Origin of the sequence: Pseudanabaena sp. lw0831 (assembly GCF_016584665.1) — a bacterium.
Lineage (GTDB): Bacteria > Cyanobacteriota > Cyanobacteriia > Pseudanabaenales > Pseudanabaenaceae > Pseudanabaena.
The window spans coordinates 76,738-92,814 of the sequence record NZ_BBJB01000003.1 but is presented as its reverse complement, the minus strand read 5'-3'; the positions used below and the strand labels follow the sequence as shown (position 1 = coordinate 92,814).

Sequence of the window (16,077 nt, the reverse complement as noted above, 5' to 3'; positions counted from 1 at the left end):
TAAGTAATAGCATCTTGGAATCCTTCGAGAACAGATTTAGAAACTCGTTTCGGTTGGATAATTTCCATCTCGGCAAGTAAAACTTTAGCAAATCCTGCATCATGCTTAAGTTTGTGGCAGTGCGTATCCATCCAAGCTTTTTGGCTCTCGACGCTACGGGGATGAATTGCTTTAGCGAATTTGTCTAAATATTGCGTTGCATGGTAAAAGTCCAATATCTGCGTTGCGGTTACGCTATTGAGAAATGTCCAGTTTTCTGGAGCACCATCCGCTAAACCTTGATAATGAGCATTTGGATATAATCGCTTGCTCTGCTCAACTTCTCGTCTTAGTCTTGCGAGAAATATTTCTCGTCCATATTCTGGGGACGCAGCTATATAAGTCGTATGCTGCCGTTCTCCTTCGCGATCATACAAGCTGATCGTCCCCACCATTGCTTGCCGAAATCCTTCACCACACATCAACATACAAGTACCATCTAATCCGATGCTCACTGTCGGAATTTCGACCTCTAGTCTTGGGGTTTGATAAGTCCAGTCTTCCTCTTTGATGCTCGCGATGTTACCAACTGCTTCGGCAAGTATTTGCACAAACGCGCGATTTACTTCCCGTCCATGATTTTCTCGTAAGTCTTCGAGTAATCTTACGCTACTCATTTCCGCATATTTGTGACTTATCTGCTTAGCAAATCTTGGGGTCGAGGTGATGATGATCCTTGAATCTACTTCTAATGGGCAGTATGTTTCTCCTCCTGTACTGGTTTGATAAATATGGCGATTAATTTCTATGCTGCCATAGGGCGTTTGATAGGTCTTGGGCTGTTGTCCTTTACTTGTCCATCTTTTGCCGCTTTTCTCAATGGCTAATCCTTCAGTATCGAACTGTTTCAGTGCTTCTCCACTTGCAATCGTTCCCGCTTCGTTTAACACTGATTGTATTCTCGTTTCCGTTTCTAAGAATGAATTACTTAGCGGTATTGTGATTTGTATTGTCACAAATTTCTCATTGCTTTCTATGATTGATGTATTTATTCATTAATCTTTCTGCTTTGTTTTGATTATATCCTGTAAACTTATCACTATTCTTTCGTTACATCAAATTCTAGTCACACTCCTCGAACATACTGATATAGCTCAATTCTATTCAAATTTGATCACTCGTTATGGACATAATCCACGCGCTTGTGATTATGGACGAGCGGAATCTCAACAAATTAAGTTTGAAACATTAGCTCAAGTTATGCCAATTCAAGGGAAACGAATCTTAGATATAGCAATCCGAAATGAGTTATAGCTTAATTGACTTATCTGAAAACGCCCAAGATAATCGTTATCCAGTTACAAATGATTTCGGATTGCTATATTGGATGCGGCTTTGCTGACTTTGTCGACTATTTATATAAATCTTATGGTGTGCTTAGTTATGAAGGGATCGGTATTACACCACAAATGATTGAAGAAGCCAGGCGTTTACGTCCGCATCTTTCCTTAAAAGTGATGGACATTCTAACGGAAAGTCCAGACGGCTCTTATGACCTAGTTACTGCTAATGGCATTTTTTATCTCCTTAATCAAGATGCTGAATTATACATGCAACGTTTAATTGCCAGAATGTATGAGTTAAGCTCTAAAGCAGTAGCTTTCAATTCATTGAGCCTCTGGGATAAAAATCAAGAAGATGGAGAATTTTATGCCGATCCACTCAAAACGGTGCAATTTTGTCGTACTCTCACCCCTTGGGGAGTTCTTCGCCATGACTACCTACTTCATGACTTTACTATTTACATGTATAAGGAGCCTCGCCCATGATTGTTTCTATAAATCAATCAGCTTACTTACCTTGGCTAGGTTATTTTCATCGCATTGCTGAGAGTGATTTACACATTGTGCTAGATCACGTCCAGTTTGAGAAAAAAGCTTTATTAATCGAAATAAAATCAAAACTTCTGATGGTTGGTGTTGGCTTACAGTCCCAGTAAAAACTAAAGGTGATTTCGGTAATTTAGCGATCAAATCACTAGAGATTGATAATAGTAGTAATTGGCAGATTAAGCATTGGAGAACAATTTGTAATTGCTATGGAAAAACTACTTATTTTGAGGATTATGGATCATTCTTTGAATCAATTTATCAAAATGACTGGCGATATCTTACTGATATTTGCCAAGAAATTACTAGTTACTTTTTGAAAGCTTTAAATATTAATACATCTTTATTATTTAGTTCAGAACTGCACCCCACAGGAGTCAAAGATCAACTAATGTTTAACCTATGCAAACAAGTAGGGGCAAATACGTATTTTTCTGGTGCTTTAGGGAGAAATTATCTTAATCACAAATTATTTGAGGAGTCCGATATTCAAGTTGTCTATCAGAATTATCATCACCCAGAATATTACCAACGACAAGGAAAAGTCTTTGAACCTTTAATATGTCCATCATTGATCTTCTTTTTAACTATGGATCTGAAAGCTTAAAAGTTTTAATAAGTAATCAGGATAAGATTCAATTATGAATATTCTGGTAGTTGCTGTTCATCCTGATGATGAAGTGCTTGGTGTTTGGAGATCGCGCCACCACATTGTGGTGGCGCGATCTCCAAACATTTCCAGCAAGGAGATTTAGTTCATATTCTGATATTGGCAGAAGGAGCTACTAGCCGAGAAATAGAACGTAATAGAGAAAAATTTCAAGACGAGTTATCTGCTCTGACAATCGCTGCTAATCAAGCAAGTAAAATGCTAGGAGTAAGCTCTTTACTCTTACATGACTTTCCTGACAATCGTATGGATAGCTGTGATCTTTTAGATATTGTTAAAGTTATCGAACAGCATCAACCACAGATTGTTTATACTCATCACAGTGGCGATGTAAACATCGATCATCGTCGTATTCATGAAGCTGTTATAACTGCATGTCGTCCCTTGCCCAATCATTCAGTCCATACGTTATTTTTTTTTGAAGTTCCATCCAGTACAGAATGGCAAACATCTGGCTCTGATTCGCCATTTATACCTAACTGGTTTTATAGATATTTCAGAGGCCCTAAGTTTAAAACTCAAAGCTTTAGAAGCTTATCAATCAGAGATGCGTCATTACCCTCATCCGCGATCACTGAAGCTATCGAATATTTAGCACGTTGGCGAGGTGCTACCATTGGAGTAAAAGCAGCAGAATCCTTTATGTTAGGCAGGAATATAGTAAAGTGAAGAGTGGAGCTATCTACATTATGAGTTGGGAAATACTGGCTTGAATATGGGCGAATCAGTAAAAAAGCTCCTCTATTTATTTAGTGATCGCGAAAAAATTCAAATAGGCATAATCTTTCTGCTTATGCTTGTAGGCGCGAGTTTAGAAACATTAGGAGTAGGATTAATTCCTCCATTTGTGGCTTTACTAGGAAATTCAGAAATTATTCAGAAACAGCAGATCTTACATTGGCTTTACAGTGTATTGAGAGCAAATTCTAGTCAAGCTTTTCTGTTATGGATCAGCGTTATCATTTTAGTCATTTATTTGTTAAAAAATGCTTACCTTGCTGGGCTAACTTATTTGCAATATTATTTTTTGTACAAAAAGCAGATTTCTCTTTCTAATCGCCTATTGCAGTCATATTTGTATAGTCCATACACATTTCATCTGCAACGTAATTCGGCAGAGCTAGTTCGCAATATTACTTCCGAAATACCACAGATTTTTGCGAATGTACTTGTGCCAGCGCTGACTCTAGCCGCCGAGATTATGGTGATGAGTTGCATTACGCTTTTGCTTGTAATGGTGGAGCCAGTTGCATCAGCGATCGCAGCAATATTTTTGGGGATATCTATATTTTGGTTGAATGGAACGATCCGCAAACAAATGAGTGGACAGGGATTGATTCGCCAAGAGCAAAGCGGACAAATGATTCAATGGGTTAATCAAAGTATAGGTGGCATTAAAGAGACCAAAGTATTAGGTAGAGAAACCTTTTTTATAAATGCATTTACAAAAAGTACGGAAGCCTTTGGTAAAGCAAATTTATTTGTGGGACTTGCCACTCAATTGCCCAATCTATTTATCGATACAGTTTTAATTGCCTCTGTTCTACTAATCGTGATTCTTAGCCTAATTCAAGGAAGAGCAATTCAGTCTATTTTGCCAATGCTGTCTTTATTTGCGATCGCTGCTTTACGCCTCATGCCCTCAGCTAAACGCATTGTCTCTACAATTACTAATATTCGTTATTTCAAATATTCTTTAGATCTTATCTGCCAAGATCTGGCTTCTTTAGAAATAAGATCAATTTCACAACAAGAATCAAATAATTTCTCAGCTCCAGAAATTCAGTTTAAAAAATTAATTGAGCTGCGAAATATTCACTATCTTTATCCCAATGCTGCTCAATCATCACTATCAGGTATATCCATAGAAATTTCTAGGGGACAATTGATCGCATTTATCGGCTCATCGGGAGCAGGAAAAACCACAATTGTTGATATTATTTTAGGATTGCTAACGCCAAGCCAAGGTGAAATCTTAGTTGACGGTAAAAACATTCTGACTAATCTTGCAAGTTGGCAACAACAAATTGGGTATATTCCTCAAAGCATCTATCTTTCAGACGATACAATTCGGAACAATATTGCCTTTGGCTTAGCCAGTCATGAAATTAACGAAGAACAAGTGTGGGCTGCAATCAAAGCATCACAGTTGGAAGAGCTAATTTATGCCTTGCCAGAGCAGCTAGATACTCTAGTTGGAGAGCGTGGTATTCGTCTATCGGGTGGGCAACGTCAGCGCATCGGTATTGCGAGAGCGCTATATCATAATCCAGAAGTAATCATCATGGACGAGGCGACTGCCGCCTTAGACAATACAACTGAACGAGAGTTTATGCAAGCCTTGGAAGCAATGAGTAGACATAAAACGATGATCATGATTGCTCATCGATTAAGTACTGTAAAAAACTGTGATCGTCTCTACTTTATGAAAAATGGTGCGGTGGAAGATGTAGGAACATATAATGAGCTACTCTCAAGAAATATAGAGTTTCAAACAATGGCTCAATGATGAACATTATAGCAATCCTAAATGATTCTTGAGAAACAAAATTCTATAACAAGGGTCTTAAGCCCCTTGTGTTTCTCACAAATGAAATAGGATTGCTATATATCTAATAATATTAGTTGCTTGAAATATAATATGCCTTTCTTTTCTGTTTTAATGCCTACTAGAAATCGCGCTCGATTACTTCAAGAATCTCTAAAAAGTGCTGTCTATCAGAGATTTCAAGATTATGAAATCATAGTTTCTGACAATAATTCACAAGATAATACCAAAGAAATTGTCATGGGCTTTGCTAACTCATGCGACAAAATAAAATATGTTAATCCTGGCATGGATTTGTCAATGCTAGATAACTGGGAATATATTCTTAATCATGCTAATGGAGATTACATTATTTATTTATGTGATGATGATGCTTTGACTGAAATTTCACTTGAATATATTCATTTAATACTAACAAAATTTTCTATTAATATCATGGTATGGCAGAGAGCTTACTATCATCATCCTGACATACCAGACAAAAACTTAAGAGGTGATTTATCTTGTAAATTTGGTAGTGGAAATTTATATGAACTAGAATCCAGAAAAATGTCTGAATTGTTTTGTGATTTTGATTCCCAATCTTATAATTTGTTGCCCAAGATATTAAACTGTGTTGTGTCGAAAAATTTAATTGATAAATGCCGTCAGAAAACGGGTTTGTTTTTTCTTCCGCCCTTTCCTGATTATTCTGCTGCATGTCATCTTTTAGGTATAAGTAGTACGTACCACTTTATAGATCTACCAATATATATATGTGGAATAAGTTATGTAAGTAATGCAGGTGCTCAATATAATCGAAAGCAGAAGGTTGAAAGTTATCTTTCATTATTTGATAGGGATATATTGGAGAATATTCCATATGCAATGAAATATCTGACAGCCACATATCTGCTTGCTACACAGTATAAGTTTCAATCTATTTATGATAATGAGTTGTTTAAAATTAATTTTGATGCTTACTTTAGAGCATTACTAGAAGAGATAAAGTTCTTTAATAATTATGAAGACATATCAGAAGAGCTTGAACTGATAGCTATATATATGCAAAATTACTATAGTTCTAGTGATATATTTGAGGAGATCACAAAAAAAGACGCTCAAAAAGATTCAAAGATAAACTTCAAGCAAAAGCTTATAGCTACAGCTAAACAAGTGTTAAATATTAATCCATTCTTATACAAGCAAACAAAAAAAATATTTATGATTTTGAAAGGCAAAAAAGATAATACAACTTATTTATATCAGAACACTAACTCTATGTTTGCAGCCTCTAAAATACTCGGTGACATTATCTTAACTAAAAAACAAAATATTGAGTCATTAAAACCAATTTATTTAAATTCTATATCTACTATCAAGCAGTTGTTTTTATAAAATATTCAAAGATATCAAGCATCAGAAAAAACAGAAACTTAACATGTATAACAATGTTCTCTAGATTAACTACTCCTGTAGTCTTTTTAATATTTAATCGTCCTGATACAACTTTTAGAGTTTTTGATGCAATTCGTAAAGCAAAGCCGCAAAAACTTTTAATTATTGCGGATGGTTCAAGATTTCCTGAAGAAGAAAATCAATGTAATAAAGCTAGAAGTATTGTTGAAAAAGTTGATTGGGATTGTGAAGTATCAACTAACTTTTCAGACGTAAATCTAGGCTGTAAACTTAGAGTGTCAAGCGGTTTAGATTGGGTATTCTCAGAAGTAGAAGAAGCGATTATATTAGAAGATGATTGCCTGCCTACACAATCTTTTTTTTGGTTTTGCCAAACTTTATTAGAATACTACAGATATGACTCAAGGGTAATGCATATTAGTGGAAATAATTTTCAATTTCGTAACTATGCAACTGATTATAGTTATTCTTTTTCTAAGTATGGAGGTATTTGGGGATGGGCATCTTGGCGGCGAGCATGGCAACATTATGATCGCGATATGAAAACTTGGTCTGATGCTAAACAAAACAATCTAATTGACTATATTTATGACAATTGGGCTGAAAAATTATATTGGACAAATATATTTGATAGAGTTGTAAATGGTATTCCAAATACTTGGGATTATCAGTGGCTTTATGCTCGTTGGATGCAAAAAGAATTGTCGATCGCACCTGCGGTAAATCTAGTATCAAATATTGGTTTTAACTCTAATGCAACTCATACAAATCATGATAATCAGCTTGCAAATATGCAAACAGAAGATATTTGGGAAATACACCACCCTCCATCTATGGCTAGAGATGATTTAGAAGATGCTTATGTATTTGATTATTGCTATGGAGGAAAAAGGATAAAACGTTATGGTCGATGGTTAGCAACAATGGTTCAAAAGCTTATTTCAATCAAAAGAATACTGATTTCATAACATACCTAATAAATACTTATTGTCAAGACTTATAAATATGCAAAAAGTAAAATATTATTTCAAAAAACTCAAATATACAATATTATTATTTCTAAATAGGAATACCCTAACCCTAAATATTCATCCTTCTTCAACTTTTAATATAAATAGGTTGCAGTTAAAAGAAAACTGTGCAATCAATATAGATGAACAAAGTCAAGTGGAAGGAAGCATCTGCTTTGATGGAGATAATGCGACGATAGCCATTGGCAAGCGAGTATTTATGAATGGTTATTTAATCGCTGCCCAAAGCATTGAGATTGGTGATGATGTTTTAATTTCTTGGGGAGTGACTATTGTCGATCATAATTCTCATGCCATATCTTTCTCTGAGCGATCGCAAGATGTAGTCAATTGGCGATTAGGTAAAAAAGACTGGACTAATGTCAAAATAGCGCCGATTAAAATATCTAACAAGGTATGGATTGGATTCAACTCTATTATCCTCAAAGGAGTTACTATCGGGGAAGGTGCAATTGTTGGAGCTGGATCGGTTGTGACTAAAGATGTACCAGCATGGACAATAGTTGCAGGTAATCCAGCGAGAGTAATTAGGGAGATTCTAGAAGATGAGCGATAAGCAATTGACTTGGGAAGAAGCAGTGCAATGGCTTAAATCTCAGAGCGATCGCCAAGATTTAGTAAGGGCTTGTTACTATGATGACTCTATGCTGGAAGCGGCTCAGCGATTTGTAAGTAGCGAGGAATGGCAGGCTGTTTTTGATATTGCCAAAGCTTGGATGAAAGGTGATGTTCTCGATTTAGGTGCAGGTAATGGCATATCTAGTTATGCTTTTGCGATCGCAGGTTGTAAAGTTACAGCTCTAGAGCCGAACCCTAGTGATATTGTTGGAGCGGGAGCGATCACGAAATTAGCCAAGGAATCTAATCTTGACATTAAAGTTATCCAAAGTTTTGGTGAGTCACTTCCATTTGATGACAATAGTTTTGATATTGTATATGGCCGTCAAGTTTTACATCACGCAGATAATCTACCTAAACTTTGTCAGGAAGCGGCAAGAGTATTGCGACCAAAAGGATTATTTATTGCTACTAGAGAACATGTTATTTCGCAAACTCAAGACTTAGAGATCTTTTTGCAAAGCCATCCATTACATCAACTATATGGTGGAGAAAATGCTTTTTTACTTAAACAGTATTATCATGCTATTTCACAGGCAGGATTAACTTTACACGCTAGCTATGGACATTACCAATCTGTAATTAACTATGCACCAATTACGAAATCGCAACATCAAACAAATATTGCCAATAAGTTAAAGAAATATGTAGGTTCGCAACTAGCTAATTGGTTAAGCTCTCAGCCCAATTTTATGAAGTTAGTTAGTAATGTTCATACTTGGCGCGATCGCACCGCTGGTCGTCTTTATTCCTTTGTCGCGACTAAATCATAGAAAGAAAGATCAGGATAGATAGTGAAAACAGTCTTAATTACAGGTGTTACAGGTTTTCTCGGGCGATATATTGCTCGCCAGTTTAGCCAAGCAGGATGGTTAGTAGCAGGTATCGGCACTCGTCCTCCCGAAAATGCACCTCGACAAGACTTATCGCACTATTACCAACTTGTGCTGCCTTTGCCAGATCTAGTAGCGATCGCCGTGCAATTACAGCCAGAGGTTTGTATTCATTGCGCAGGTAGGGCTTCGGTGGAGCTTTCAGTCAGCGATCCCGCTTCCGACTTTCAAGCCAGTGTAGCAGTAACTTTCCATCTTTTAGATACTCTGCGACTATATGCGCCTAACTGTCATCTCATTTATCTTTCTAGTGCGGCAGTTTATGGCAATCCCAGCATCATTCCCATTTCTGAATCTCAAGTCATTGCACCAATCTCTCCATATGGATTTCATAAATTGATGGGAGAACAACTTTGTCTAGAGTTTTTTCGAGTTTATCAATTACCCACGACGATCGCAAGGATCTTTTCAGCCTATGGTGCGGGTTTACGGCGACAAGTTGTTTGGGATATTTGCCAAAAAGTCTTGACCCAAAATAAGATTAAACTATATGGAACGGGACAGGAAAGTCGTGATTTTATCCATGGTATTGATGTGGCTACGGCGATGCTAGTTTTAGCAGAGCGTAGTAGTGGACAAGCAGATATTATCAATCTTTCGACTGGTGTAGAAACTAAGATCGAAGATTTAGTAAGATTAATTGTCGCAAAACTAAATCCTAAAATAGAGATTGAATTTGATGGGAATTTGCCTTCAGGCGTTCCTTGTAATTGGCAAGCAGATATTACCAAAATTAAACAGCTTGGTTTTCAGCCAAAAGTTGATTTAGAAAAGGGTTTAGATTCTTTTATGCAATGGTGTCGAGGAGAAATTATCGGATGGTAAATAAATCACTGAATAAATCGCAAGATAAATTACATATTTGTTTGAATATGGTGCATGACCCGACTTGGTTAGGTGGGGTTTTATATATTCAAAATTTGATTCGGGCGATCGCACAATTACCAACTCAAGAAACTGAACATATCCACTTAAGTTTGGCGTTGTTCAAAAGAAATGAGCAGTTAGCTGAACCCGTAAAAGATTTAATATCTCAAGTTTATGCAGGCGTAGTTGCAGAATATGTGTATTTAAAAGCCTGCAAACTCTTAGCAGAATATGCGTCCTTTGTCCCATTAAAGATACTAAATCCACGATCCTACGACTTTGTATATCCAGATTTATTAGGTGCTAGATCGGCTTATAAATGGGGAGCATGGGTCGCCGATCTTCAGCATTGTCACTTACCGCATTTATTTTCACAAAAGCAACTGGATGCTCGAAATGCCGAGCTAAAAAGGATGGCGGATAATGCTCCTGTAATTGTGGTTAGTAGTGAAATGGCTGGCAATGATTTTTGCGATCACTATCCTTCTGCCCGTGATCGCACAATGGTGATGCATTTTGCTAGTTTCGTTGATCCTCAATGGTATGAGCCAGACCCACAAATTACGCAAGCAAAATATCAACTGCCAGATCGCTTTTTTTTAGTCAGTAATCAGTTTTGGAAACATAAAGATCATGGTATTATTATCGATGCTTTAGCAATTCTTAAACAAAGACATATTGATGTCACCATCATATGTACTGGTACTTTATCTGATTATCGAAATCCTGATTATTTCAACCAATTATTAGCAAAAGTTGAAAGACTAGAACTTAAACAGCAATTTATTGTTTTAGGATCTATTCCTCGCAACGATCAAGTTCAATTGATGCGAAGATGTTTAGCTGTAATTCAACCTTCTTTGTTTGAAGGATGGAGTTCCGTAATCGAAGATGCTCGGAGCCTAGGGAAGCCAGTAATTGCCTCTGATTTTCCTGTGCATTTTGAGCAAAATCCTCCTAATTCTTATTTCTTTGAGCGGAGTAATCCTGAAGAACTTGCTGAATTAATCGCTCAAGCATTATCAAATTTAGAAGCAGGTGTAAATCCCCGATTAGAATCTTTGGCTCGACAAGACAACCAAGAACGAGTTAAAGCCTATGGAAGACGCTTTTTGGAAATAGTTCATCACGTAGTTTAATCATGCAACCCATCTATATTATTATTCCTGTTCATAATCGCAAGGTGCTTACTTTAGCTTGTCTAGAGAATTTAAAAGCTAATGGCGATTTGCAGAAATATCATGTGATTGTTGTTGATGATGGTTCTAGCGATCGCACTGCTGAAGAGGTCAAAGCCAACTATCCTGAAGTTACTGTCCTACAAGGCGATGGTAATTTATGGTGGACAGGTGCGATCGCATTAGGAATGGAATATGCTTATCAACAAGGAGCAACACATTTTATTTGGCTAAACGATGATAGTTTGACTGCTCCTAATACGCTTGACTTATTAGTAGATTTCCTAAAAAAACATCCAGATTCAATTGTTGGAGCTGCTTGCTATGAAGCAGAATCAGGGCAATTAGTGGAAACAGGGGTTAAGGGTAGGAAAAGAGTTAAAGCATTAGAACATGAAGTTGTCGAAGTAGATGGATTGAGTGGTTATTGTGTTGCGATATCAGTATCAGTATTTAATCAAATTGGCGCTCCTGACGCTAATAAATTTCGACAATATGCTGGTGATGGAATGTATACTTTAAAGGCGACTAGAGCAGGTTTTAAAGTATATATTTTAGGTAATGTAAAGGCAGTTTTAGTTGAAGAAAAAGACCCAATTCATAACTTTAATAATTATCTCCAGAAAGTGAAATATCGCAACTTCAAATCAATATTCTGGGATTATAAATCTCCCTATCATTTACCAACTCAGTTTTATTACCATACTTATAAATATGGTTTTTTGCTTGGACTTCCACTATTCATAGTTAAATTATTCTCTTGGTTAGTGCGCTTTTATGTCTAAACCACTTCATATTGTGATGTTTCATAACCGTTATCAATATGTGGGGGGCGAAGATGCTGCGGTGGAGTCGGATGTTGAACTACTGCGCGAATATGGTCATCGGGTTACCTTAATTGAAGTTCACAATGACATCATCAAGACTTATTCCAAATTCGATAAACTCAAACTTTTTGGAGAGACTGCGTGGAATTTTCGAGTGTATCGTCAGAGGCGATCGCAACTTCAAGAATTACGCCCCGATCTTGTGCATGTCCAGAATTTCTTTCCATTGTTTTCGCCTTCCATCCATGCTGCTGCGCGATCGCTAAATATACCGACTGTACAACACCTACATAACTTTCGGTTAGGTTGTCTAAATAGTTATTTATTTAGAGATGGAAAGGTTTGTGAAGCTTGTGTAGGAAGGAATCCTTGGCGCGGTATCGGCTATGGCTGCTATCGAAATTCTCCTATTGCTTCTATAGCAGTTTGGGCAATGATAACATTCAATCGATGGCGACGGACTTGGGAACAAGATGTAGATGCTTTTATTACCCCCAGTCATTTTGCCGCTCAAAAGCTCAAAGAGATTGGAATTCCTAGCGATCGGCTTTATGTGAATCCCAATGTAATTCAACTCCCAGACATTGAAGTTTCGCCATCGTTACAGTCCGAGAATCCTAACTTCTTATTTGTAGGGAGATTATCCGCAGAGAAAGGCATCATTACACTGCTGCAAGCATGGGCTGAATTGAACATGACAGATTGGCAATTAAAGATTATTGGTGATGGTTCTGAAAGATCAAATTTGCAGCGATTTATTGATCAGGTAGGGCTAAAAAATGTTCAGTTTCTAGGATATTTGACTTCATCTCAGGTAGCAAATGCCATGCATTCCGCCACAGCGATCGTGGTTCCTTCACAATGGTATGAAACCTTTGGGCGAGTGGTGGTCGAAGCTTTTGCTTGTGGTAAACCTGTCCTAGCTTCAGCCTTAGGCGCTCTATCTGAACTAATCACTTCAGAACATAATGGATTTTTAATTCCTTGCGATCGCATTAGCGCATGGACAGAAAAGTTATATTGGTGTGGCACAAATCCTGAAGCCATGCAAATTATGGGCAACAAAGCCTATAAAACTTACCAAGAAAGCTACACCCGTTCTGCTAACTATCATCAATTGATGAAAATCTATGATTCTGTCTTATCCATAACTCCCAAATAATAGGCGGCGCTTCACTCCGCCTATTATTTTACTTATTCATCAGCAATACCAAGCGATCGCATTTTCTCTTGTAACGCTTGCAACTTAGCTTCAGCTAACTCAGCTCGATTTAATTGTTGCTCAGCCTTAACCCGTTCTTGCTCAGCCTTAACCCGTTCTTGCTCAGCCTTAACCCGTTCTTGCTCAGCCTTAACCCGTTCTTGCTCAGCCTTAACCCGTTCTTGCTCAGCCTTAACCCGTTCTTGCTCAGCCTTAACCCGCTCTTGCTCAGCCTTAACCTGCTCTTGTTTAGCTTTTTGAATTTCCCTTTGTGCAGTTTCTTGAGGTGTAGGTAATAATGCTCCCTCTAGAGAAAAATAGCGCAGTTGCTTCTCATGAACTCCTAAAAATGCGCCGATTACCTCACTCCACAACCAGCCTTGAGCATTAGGAGTAATCGGTTTATATTGGTTTATATCTAACCTAAATCCAGCAAATTCTAAAGTTTCAGGTGAAAAATAAAAATATTCAGGCGTGTGAAATCTCTCAGCATATAAGTCACGCTTGATTGTGCGATCGACATTTGCCGTAGAGTCAGATAAAAGCTCAATAATTAAATCGGGGTATCGCCCATCTTCTTCCCATACCACCCATGAATTGCGCGGTTCTCTAGTCGTATTTTTGACTAGGAAAAAGTCTGGTCCCCGAAAGTCATGATTTTTTAGTTGTTGGCGGCTAAAATAAATTGTGAGATTAGCGCCAATAAAAAAGTCATTCTGCTCTTGCCAAGCCCATTCGAGACAGGTTACAAGTAATAGTAGCTGCATATAATGCAAAGAACTTTCCATCTCAGGTTCATCACTCAAGAGTTGACTAGCATCGGGCATTTGCATCTCTAGTTCACGGGCGGTAATTGCTGCCATGGGTCTTCCTCCTGATGCGCTTCTACATAATTATCACCCAAAATCGAAAGGGACAAACATGACTTTCACATTAGATCCATCAACCGATCCTGTTACACTTCCTGACCATACGCAACTTCCCGAATCTGATGGTACGTTTGTGAAAAATTTTCAAGAGCATCCGCAAAGTATCTTGCTCACAGATTCGATTGAGCCAATTTTACAAAAATACCATCCCGATGGACAATATGCGATCGGGCAAGATTCGGGAATCTATTGGCGCATGACAGAACCACCAGAGAAAGGTGCAGAAGCTCCTGATTGGTTCTATGTGCCAAATGTACCGCCCAATCTGAACGGTCAGCCACGCCGCTCCTATGTGCTTTGGCAAGAATTTATTGCACCGCTCATCATTTTAGAATTTGTGTCTGGTACTGGTAAAGATGAACGCGATCGCACTCCTTGGACGGGTAAATTTTTTATCTATGAGCAGGTTATTCGTCCTGCTTTTTATGGCATTTATGAGGTGCAGAAATCACGCATCGAGTTATATCGCCATGTCGCAAATCGTTTTGAACTAGTGGCTGCAAATGAAAGAGGGCATTTTCCAATCGAAGAGTTAGGCGTGGAGCTTGGCATTTGGCAAGGCGTTTATCAAAATTCAGAATTGCCTTGGCTGCGTTGGTGGGATGCTAGCGGTAATCTGCTGTTTACAGGCTGGGAAAACTCTGAACAAGAACGGTCAATAGCTCTCCAAGAGCGATTAATTGCCGAGCAGGAAAGACAAAGATCTGAAAAACTAATGGTACAATTACGCGCTGCGGGTATTGAGCCGCAGCTATAAATTAACAAGTGAGCTTTGCACCCTTGTTAATTTATAGCTGCGCTTCGATCGCACTCAGTAATTTCTCTTGAGTCCAATTTTGATATAAGTGCGCAGCGATCGCCGCCCCACCAGCGCCGACACCTTCTTTAACAAAACCTTGTTCATAGGCTCGTAATTGCGGAAATTTAGACTTGGCAAAACTTAGCTGTGTGGCGAGTAATGGCACATCGCGCACCGCTAAAGCTAAGTCAACAGTTTTACTTGTGGGATCTTCGGCAACCCATCGGGTTGTGCCAGCAATAATCGCATCAGGATTCCATGTAAGATTTTGATAGTCAGCGATCGCTCTGGCTAGTGCATACACCGCTAACATTTGGGTTCCACCCGCGAGTAATACCCCTGCATGACGACTGGCGGCGATCGCCATTCCTGCCACTGCAATTTGCATGGGATCACCCACGGCAGACACAATTTCAAAAGGTGTTGCTGGTTGCCCTAGGTGCTGCAATCCAGATTGGACAATTTCCCACTTTTGAGCATGGTTACAAGTGGAATGGGAGCTATTTACTTTGTCTTTTGCCTCAATTCCTAACGCTGTCAGCACAGCTAGGGCTGTAGTTGTGCCACCAACCACACATTCACTCAAGATTACATAGGCTCCTGATTGAGCTAACTTTTCTCCCCACACTAAGCCCTGTACAAATAATTGGAGCACAGTTTCAATCGGTAAAGCTTTGCCTGTGCTTAGACATTTCGCAGGCAACCCACCGAGGGCGATCGCCTTAATAGTTGGCGCGATCGCTAAACCAGCATCAAAAATAAACAGAGGCAATTCTTGGGCGGCGATAACGGCCCGAGAAATTAAGACTGGGGAAGCACCTGCGACTAGGGGCGGCAAAGGGAAAGTTGTATTAATTCCTGTTGCAAGAAATTCAGCATCTGCAATCGCTGTATATTTGCGGTCTTCAGGAGTAGCCCCTGCGGCGGAAATATTGGGGATTAATCCTGTTTCAGTGAATCCCAACACACAAGCAAATACTGGACGTTTACCACGATAGTTTTTGAGCCAAGCTTTGGCTTTTTTGCGTTGTGTGTAGATCTTAATCATTTGAAATTGTTTGCAAAAGTTATTGAAAGTAAATATTTCTACAGTACTTTCGTTAAGACAGTTAAAGATTATCGGAAGAAGTAGCCAAAAGGTCACAGTTAGGTTCTTACAATGAACCTAACACATATAGCAATCCTAAATAAATTGCCAGACAAGTAAGGGCAATTCATGAATTGCCCTTACTTATCTGGGTTACGCGATC

The 16,077-nt window shown here is 38.4% G+C and carries 14 protein-coding genes and 2 pseudogenes; 13 read left to right on the top strand and 3 right to left on the bottom strand.

The genetic code is table 11. The features are described 5' to 3' along the window. Window positions 1-995: ISKra4 family transposase (locus APA_RS01100; RefSeq protein WP_201320476.1), on the bottom strand; the 995-nt coding region annotated here is incomplete at its 3' end. A 348-nt stretch (window positions 996-1,343) separates the two neighbouring features. On the opposite strand from APA_RS01100, the gene APA_RS01095 reads away from it, so the two are divergent. The 12 genes and pseudogenes from APA_RS01095 (at window position 1,344) to APA_RS01035 (ending at window position 13,060) form a co-directional block, all read left to right on the top strand. Then, window positions 1,344-1,808, top strand: coding sequence for a trans-aconitate 2-methyltransferase (locus tag APA_RS01095; protein ID WP_201320475.1), 465 nt, complete (start codon window positions 1,344-1,346; stop codon window positions 1,806-1,808). Beyond that, window positions 1,805-2,475, top strand: a pseudogene (locus APA_RS01085) (WbqC family protein). The gene APA_RS01095 and the pseudogene APA_RS01085 overlap by 4 nt, the downstream one beginning before the upstream one ends. Before the next feature lie 34 nt (window positions 2,476-2,509). Next, window positions 2,510-3,207 (top strand): annotated as a pseudogene (locus APA_RS01080) (PIG-L deacetylase family protein). Between the two features lie 46 nt (window positions 3,208-3,253). After that, a complete protein-coding gene (locus APA_RS01075) occupies window positions 3,254-5,047 on the top strand; it encodes an ABC transporter ATP-binding protein (protein WP_201320473.1) in 1,794 nt (597 codons plus the stop codon). Between the two features lie 132 nt (window positions 5,048-5,179). After that, window positions 5,180-6,463, top strand: a complete 1,284-nt coding sequence (locus APA_RS01070; RefSeq protein ID WP_201320472.1) for a glycosyltransferase family A protein — start codon at window positions 5,180-5,182, stop codon at window positions 6,461-6,463. A gap of 53 nt (window positions 6,464-6,516) precedes the next feature. Beyond that, window positions 6,517-7,452 (top strand): glycosyltransferase family 2 protein, encoded by a 936-nt coding sequence (locus APA_RS01065; RefSeq protein ID WP_201320471.1) that lies wholly within the window; start codon window positions 6,517-6,519, stop codon window positions 7,450-7,452. A 151-nt stretch (window positions 7,453-7,603) separates the two neighbouring features. After that, window positions 7,604-8,071, top strand: a complete 468-nt coding sequence (locus APA_RS25545; protein WP_305076294.1) for a DapH/DapD/GlmU-related protein — start codon at window positions 7,604-7,606, stop codon at window positions 8,069-8,071. Next, window positions 8,061-8,906, top strand: a complete 846-nt coding sequence (locus tag APA_RS01055) for a class I SAM-dependent methyltransferase (protein WP_201320470.1) — start codon at window positions 8,061-8,063, stop codon at window positions 8,904-8,906. The genes APA_RS25545 and APA_RS01055 overlap by 11 nt, the downstream gene beginning before the upstream one ends. Before the next feature lie 21 nt (window positions 8,907-8,927). Beyond that, window positions 8,928-9,851: an NAD(P)-dependent oxidoreductase gene (locus APA_RS01050; protein ID WP_201320469.1), complete on the top strand. Its 924-nt coding sequence runs from the start codon at window positions 8,928-8,930 to the stop codon at window positions 9,849-9,851. Then, window positions 9,845-11,032, top strand: coding sequence for a glycosyltransferase family 1 protein (locus tag APA_RS01045; protein WP_201320468.1), 1,188 nt, complete (start codon window positions 9,845-9,847; stop codon window positions 11,030-11,032). Before APA_RS01050 ends, APA_RS01045 begins: the two co-directional genes overlap by 7 nt. Window positions 11,033-11,034: 2 nt before the next feature. After that, a complete protein-coding gene (locus tag APA_RS01040) occupies window positions 11,035-11,856 on the top strand; it encodes a glycosyltransferase family 2 protein (RefSeq protein WP_201320467.1) in 822 nt (273 codons plus the stop codon). Continuing rightward, on the top strand, window positions 11,849-13,060 hold the full coding sequence (locus APA_RS01035; RefSeq protein ID WP_201320466.1) for a glycosyltransferase family 4 protein: 1,212 nt from the start codon (window positions 11,849-11,851) through the stop codon (window positions 13,058-13,060). The genes APA_RS01040 and APA_RS01035 overlap by 8 nt, the downstream gene beginning before the upstream one ends. 32 nt (window positions 13,061-13,092) lie before the next feature. Here APA_RS01035 and APA_RS01030 read toward each other — a convergent pair whose 3' ends face one another. Beyond that, window positions 13,093-13,962, bottom strand: a complete 870-nt coding sequence (locus APA_RS01030; protein WP_201320465.1) for a Uma2 family endonuclease — start codon at window positions 13,960-13,962, stop codon at window positions 13,093-13,095. A 58-nt stretch (window positions 13,963-14,020) separates the two neighbouring features. Between APA_RS01030 and APA_RS01025 the strand changes: the two genes are divergently transcribed. Next, window positions 14,021-14,785 (top strand): Uma2 family endonuclease, encoded by a 765-nt coding sequence (locus APA_RS01025; protein ID WP_201320464.1) that lies wholly within the window; start codon window positions 14,021-14,023, stop codon window positions 14,783-14,785. 31 nt (window positions 14,786-14,816) lie between these two features. On the opposite strand, the gene cobT is transcribed toward APA_RS01025, so the two are convergent. Then, entirely contained in the window at window positions 14,817-15,875 is a 1,059-nt protein-coding gene (cobT, locus tag APA_RS01020; RefSeq protein ID WP_201320463.1) for a nicotinate mononucleotide-dependent phosphoribosyltransferase CobT, read from the bottom strand. Window positions 15,876-16,077 lie beyond the last annotated feature (202 nt).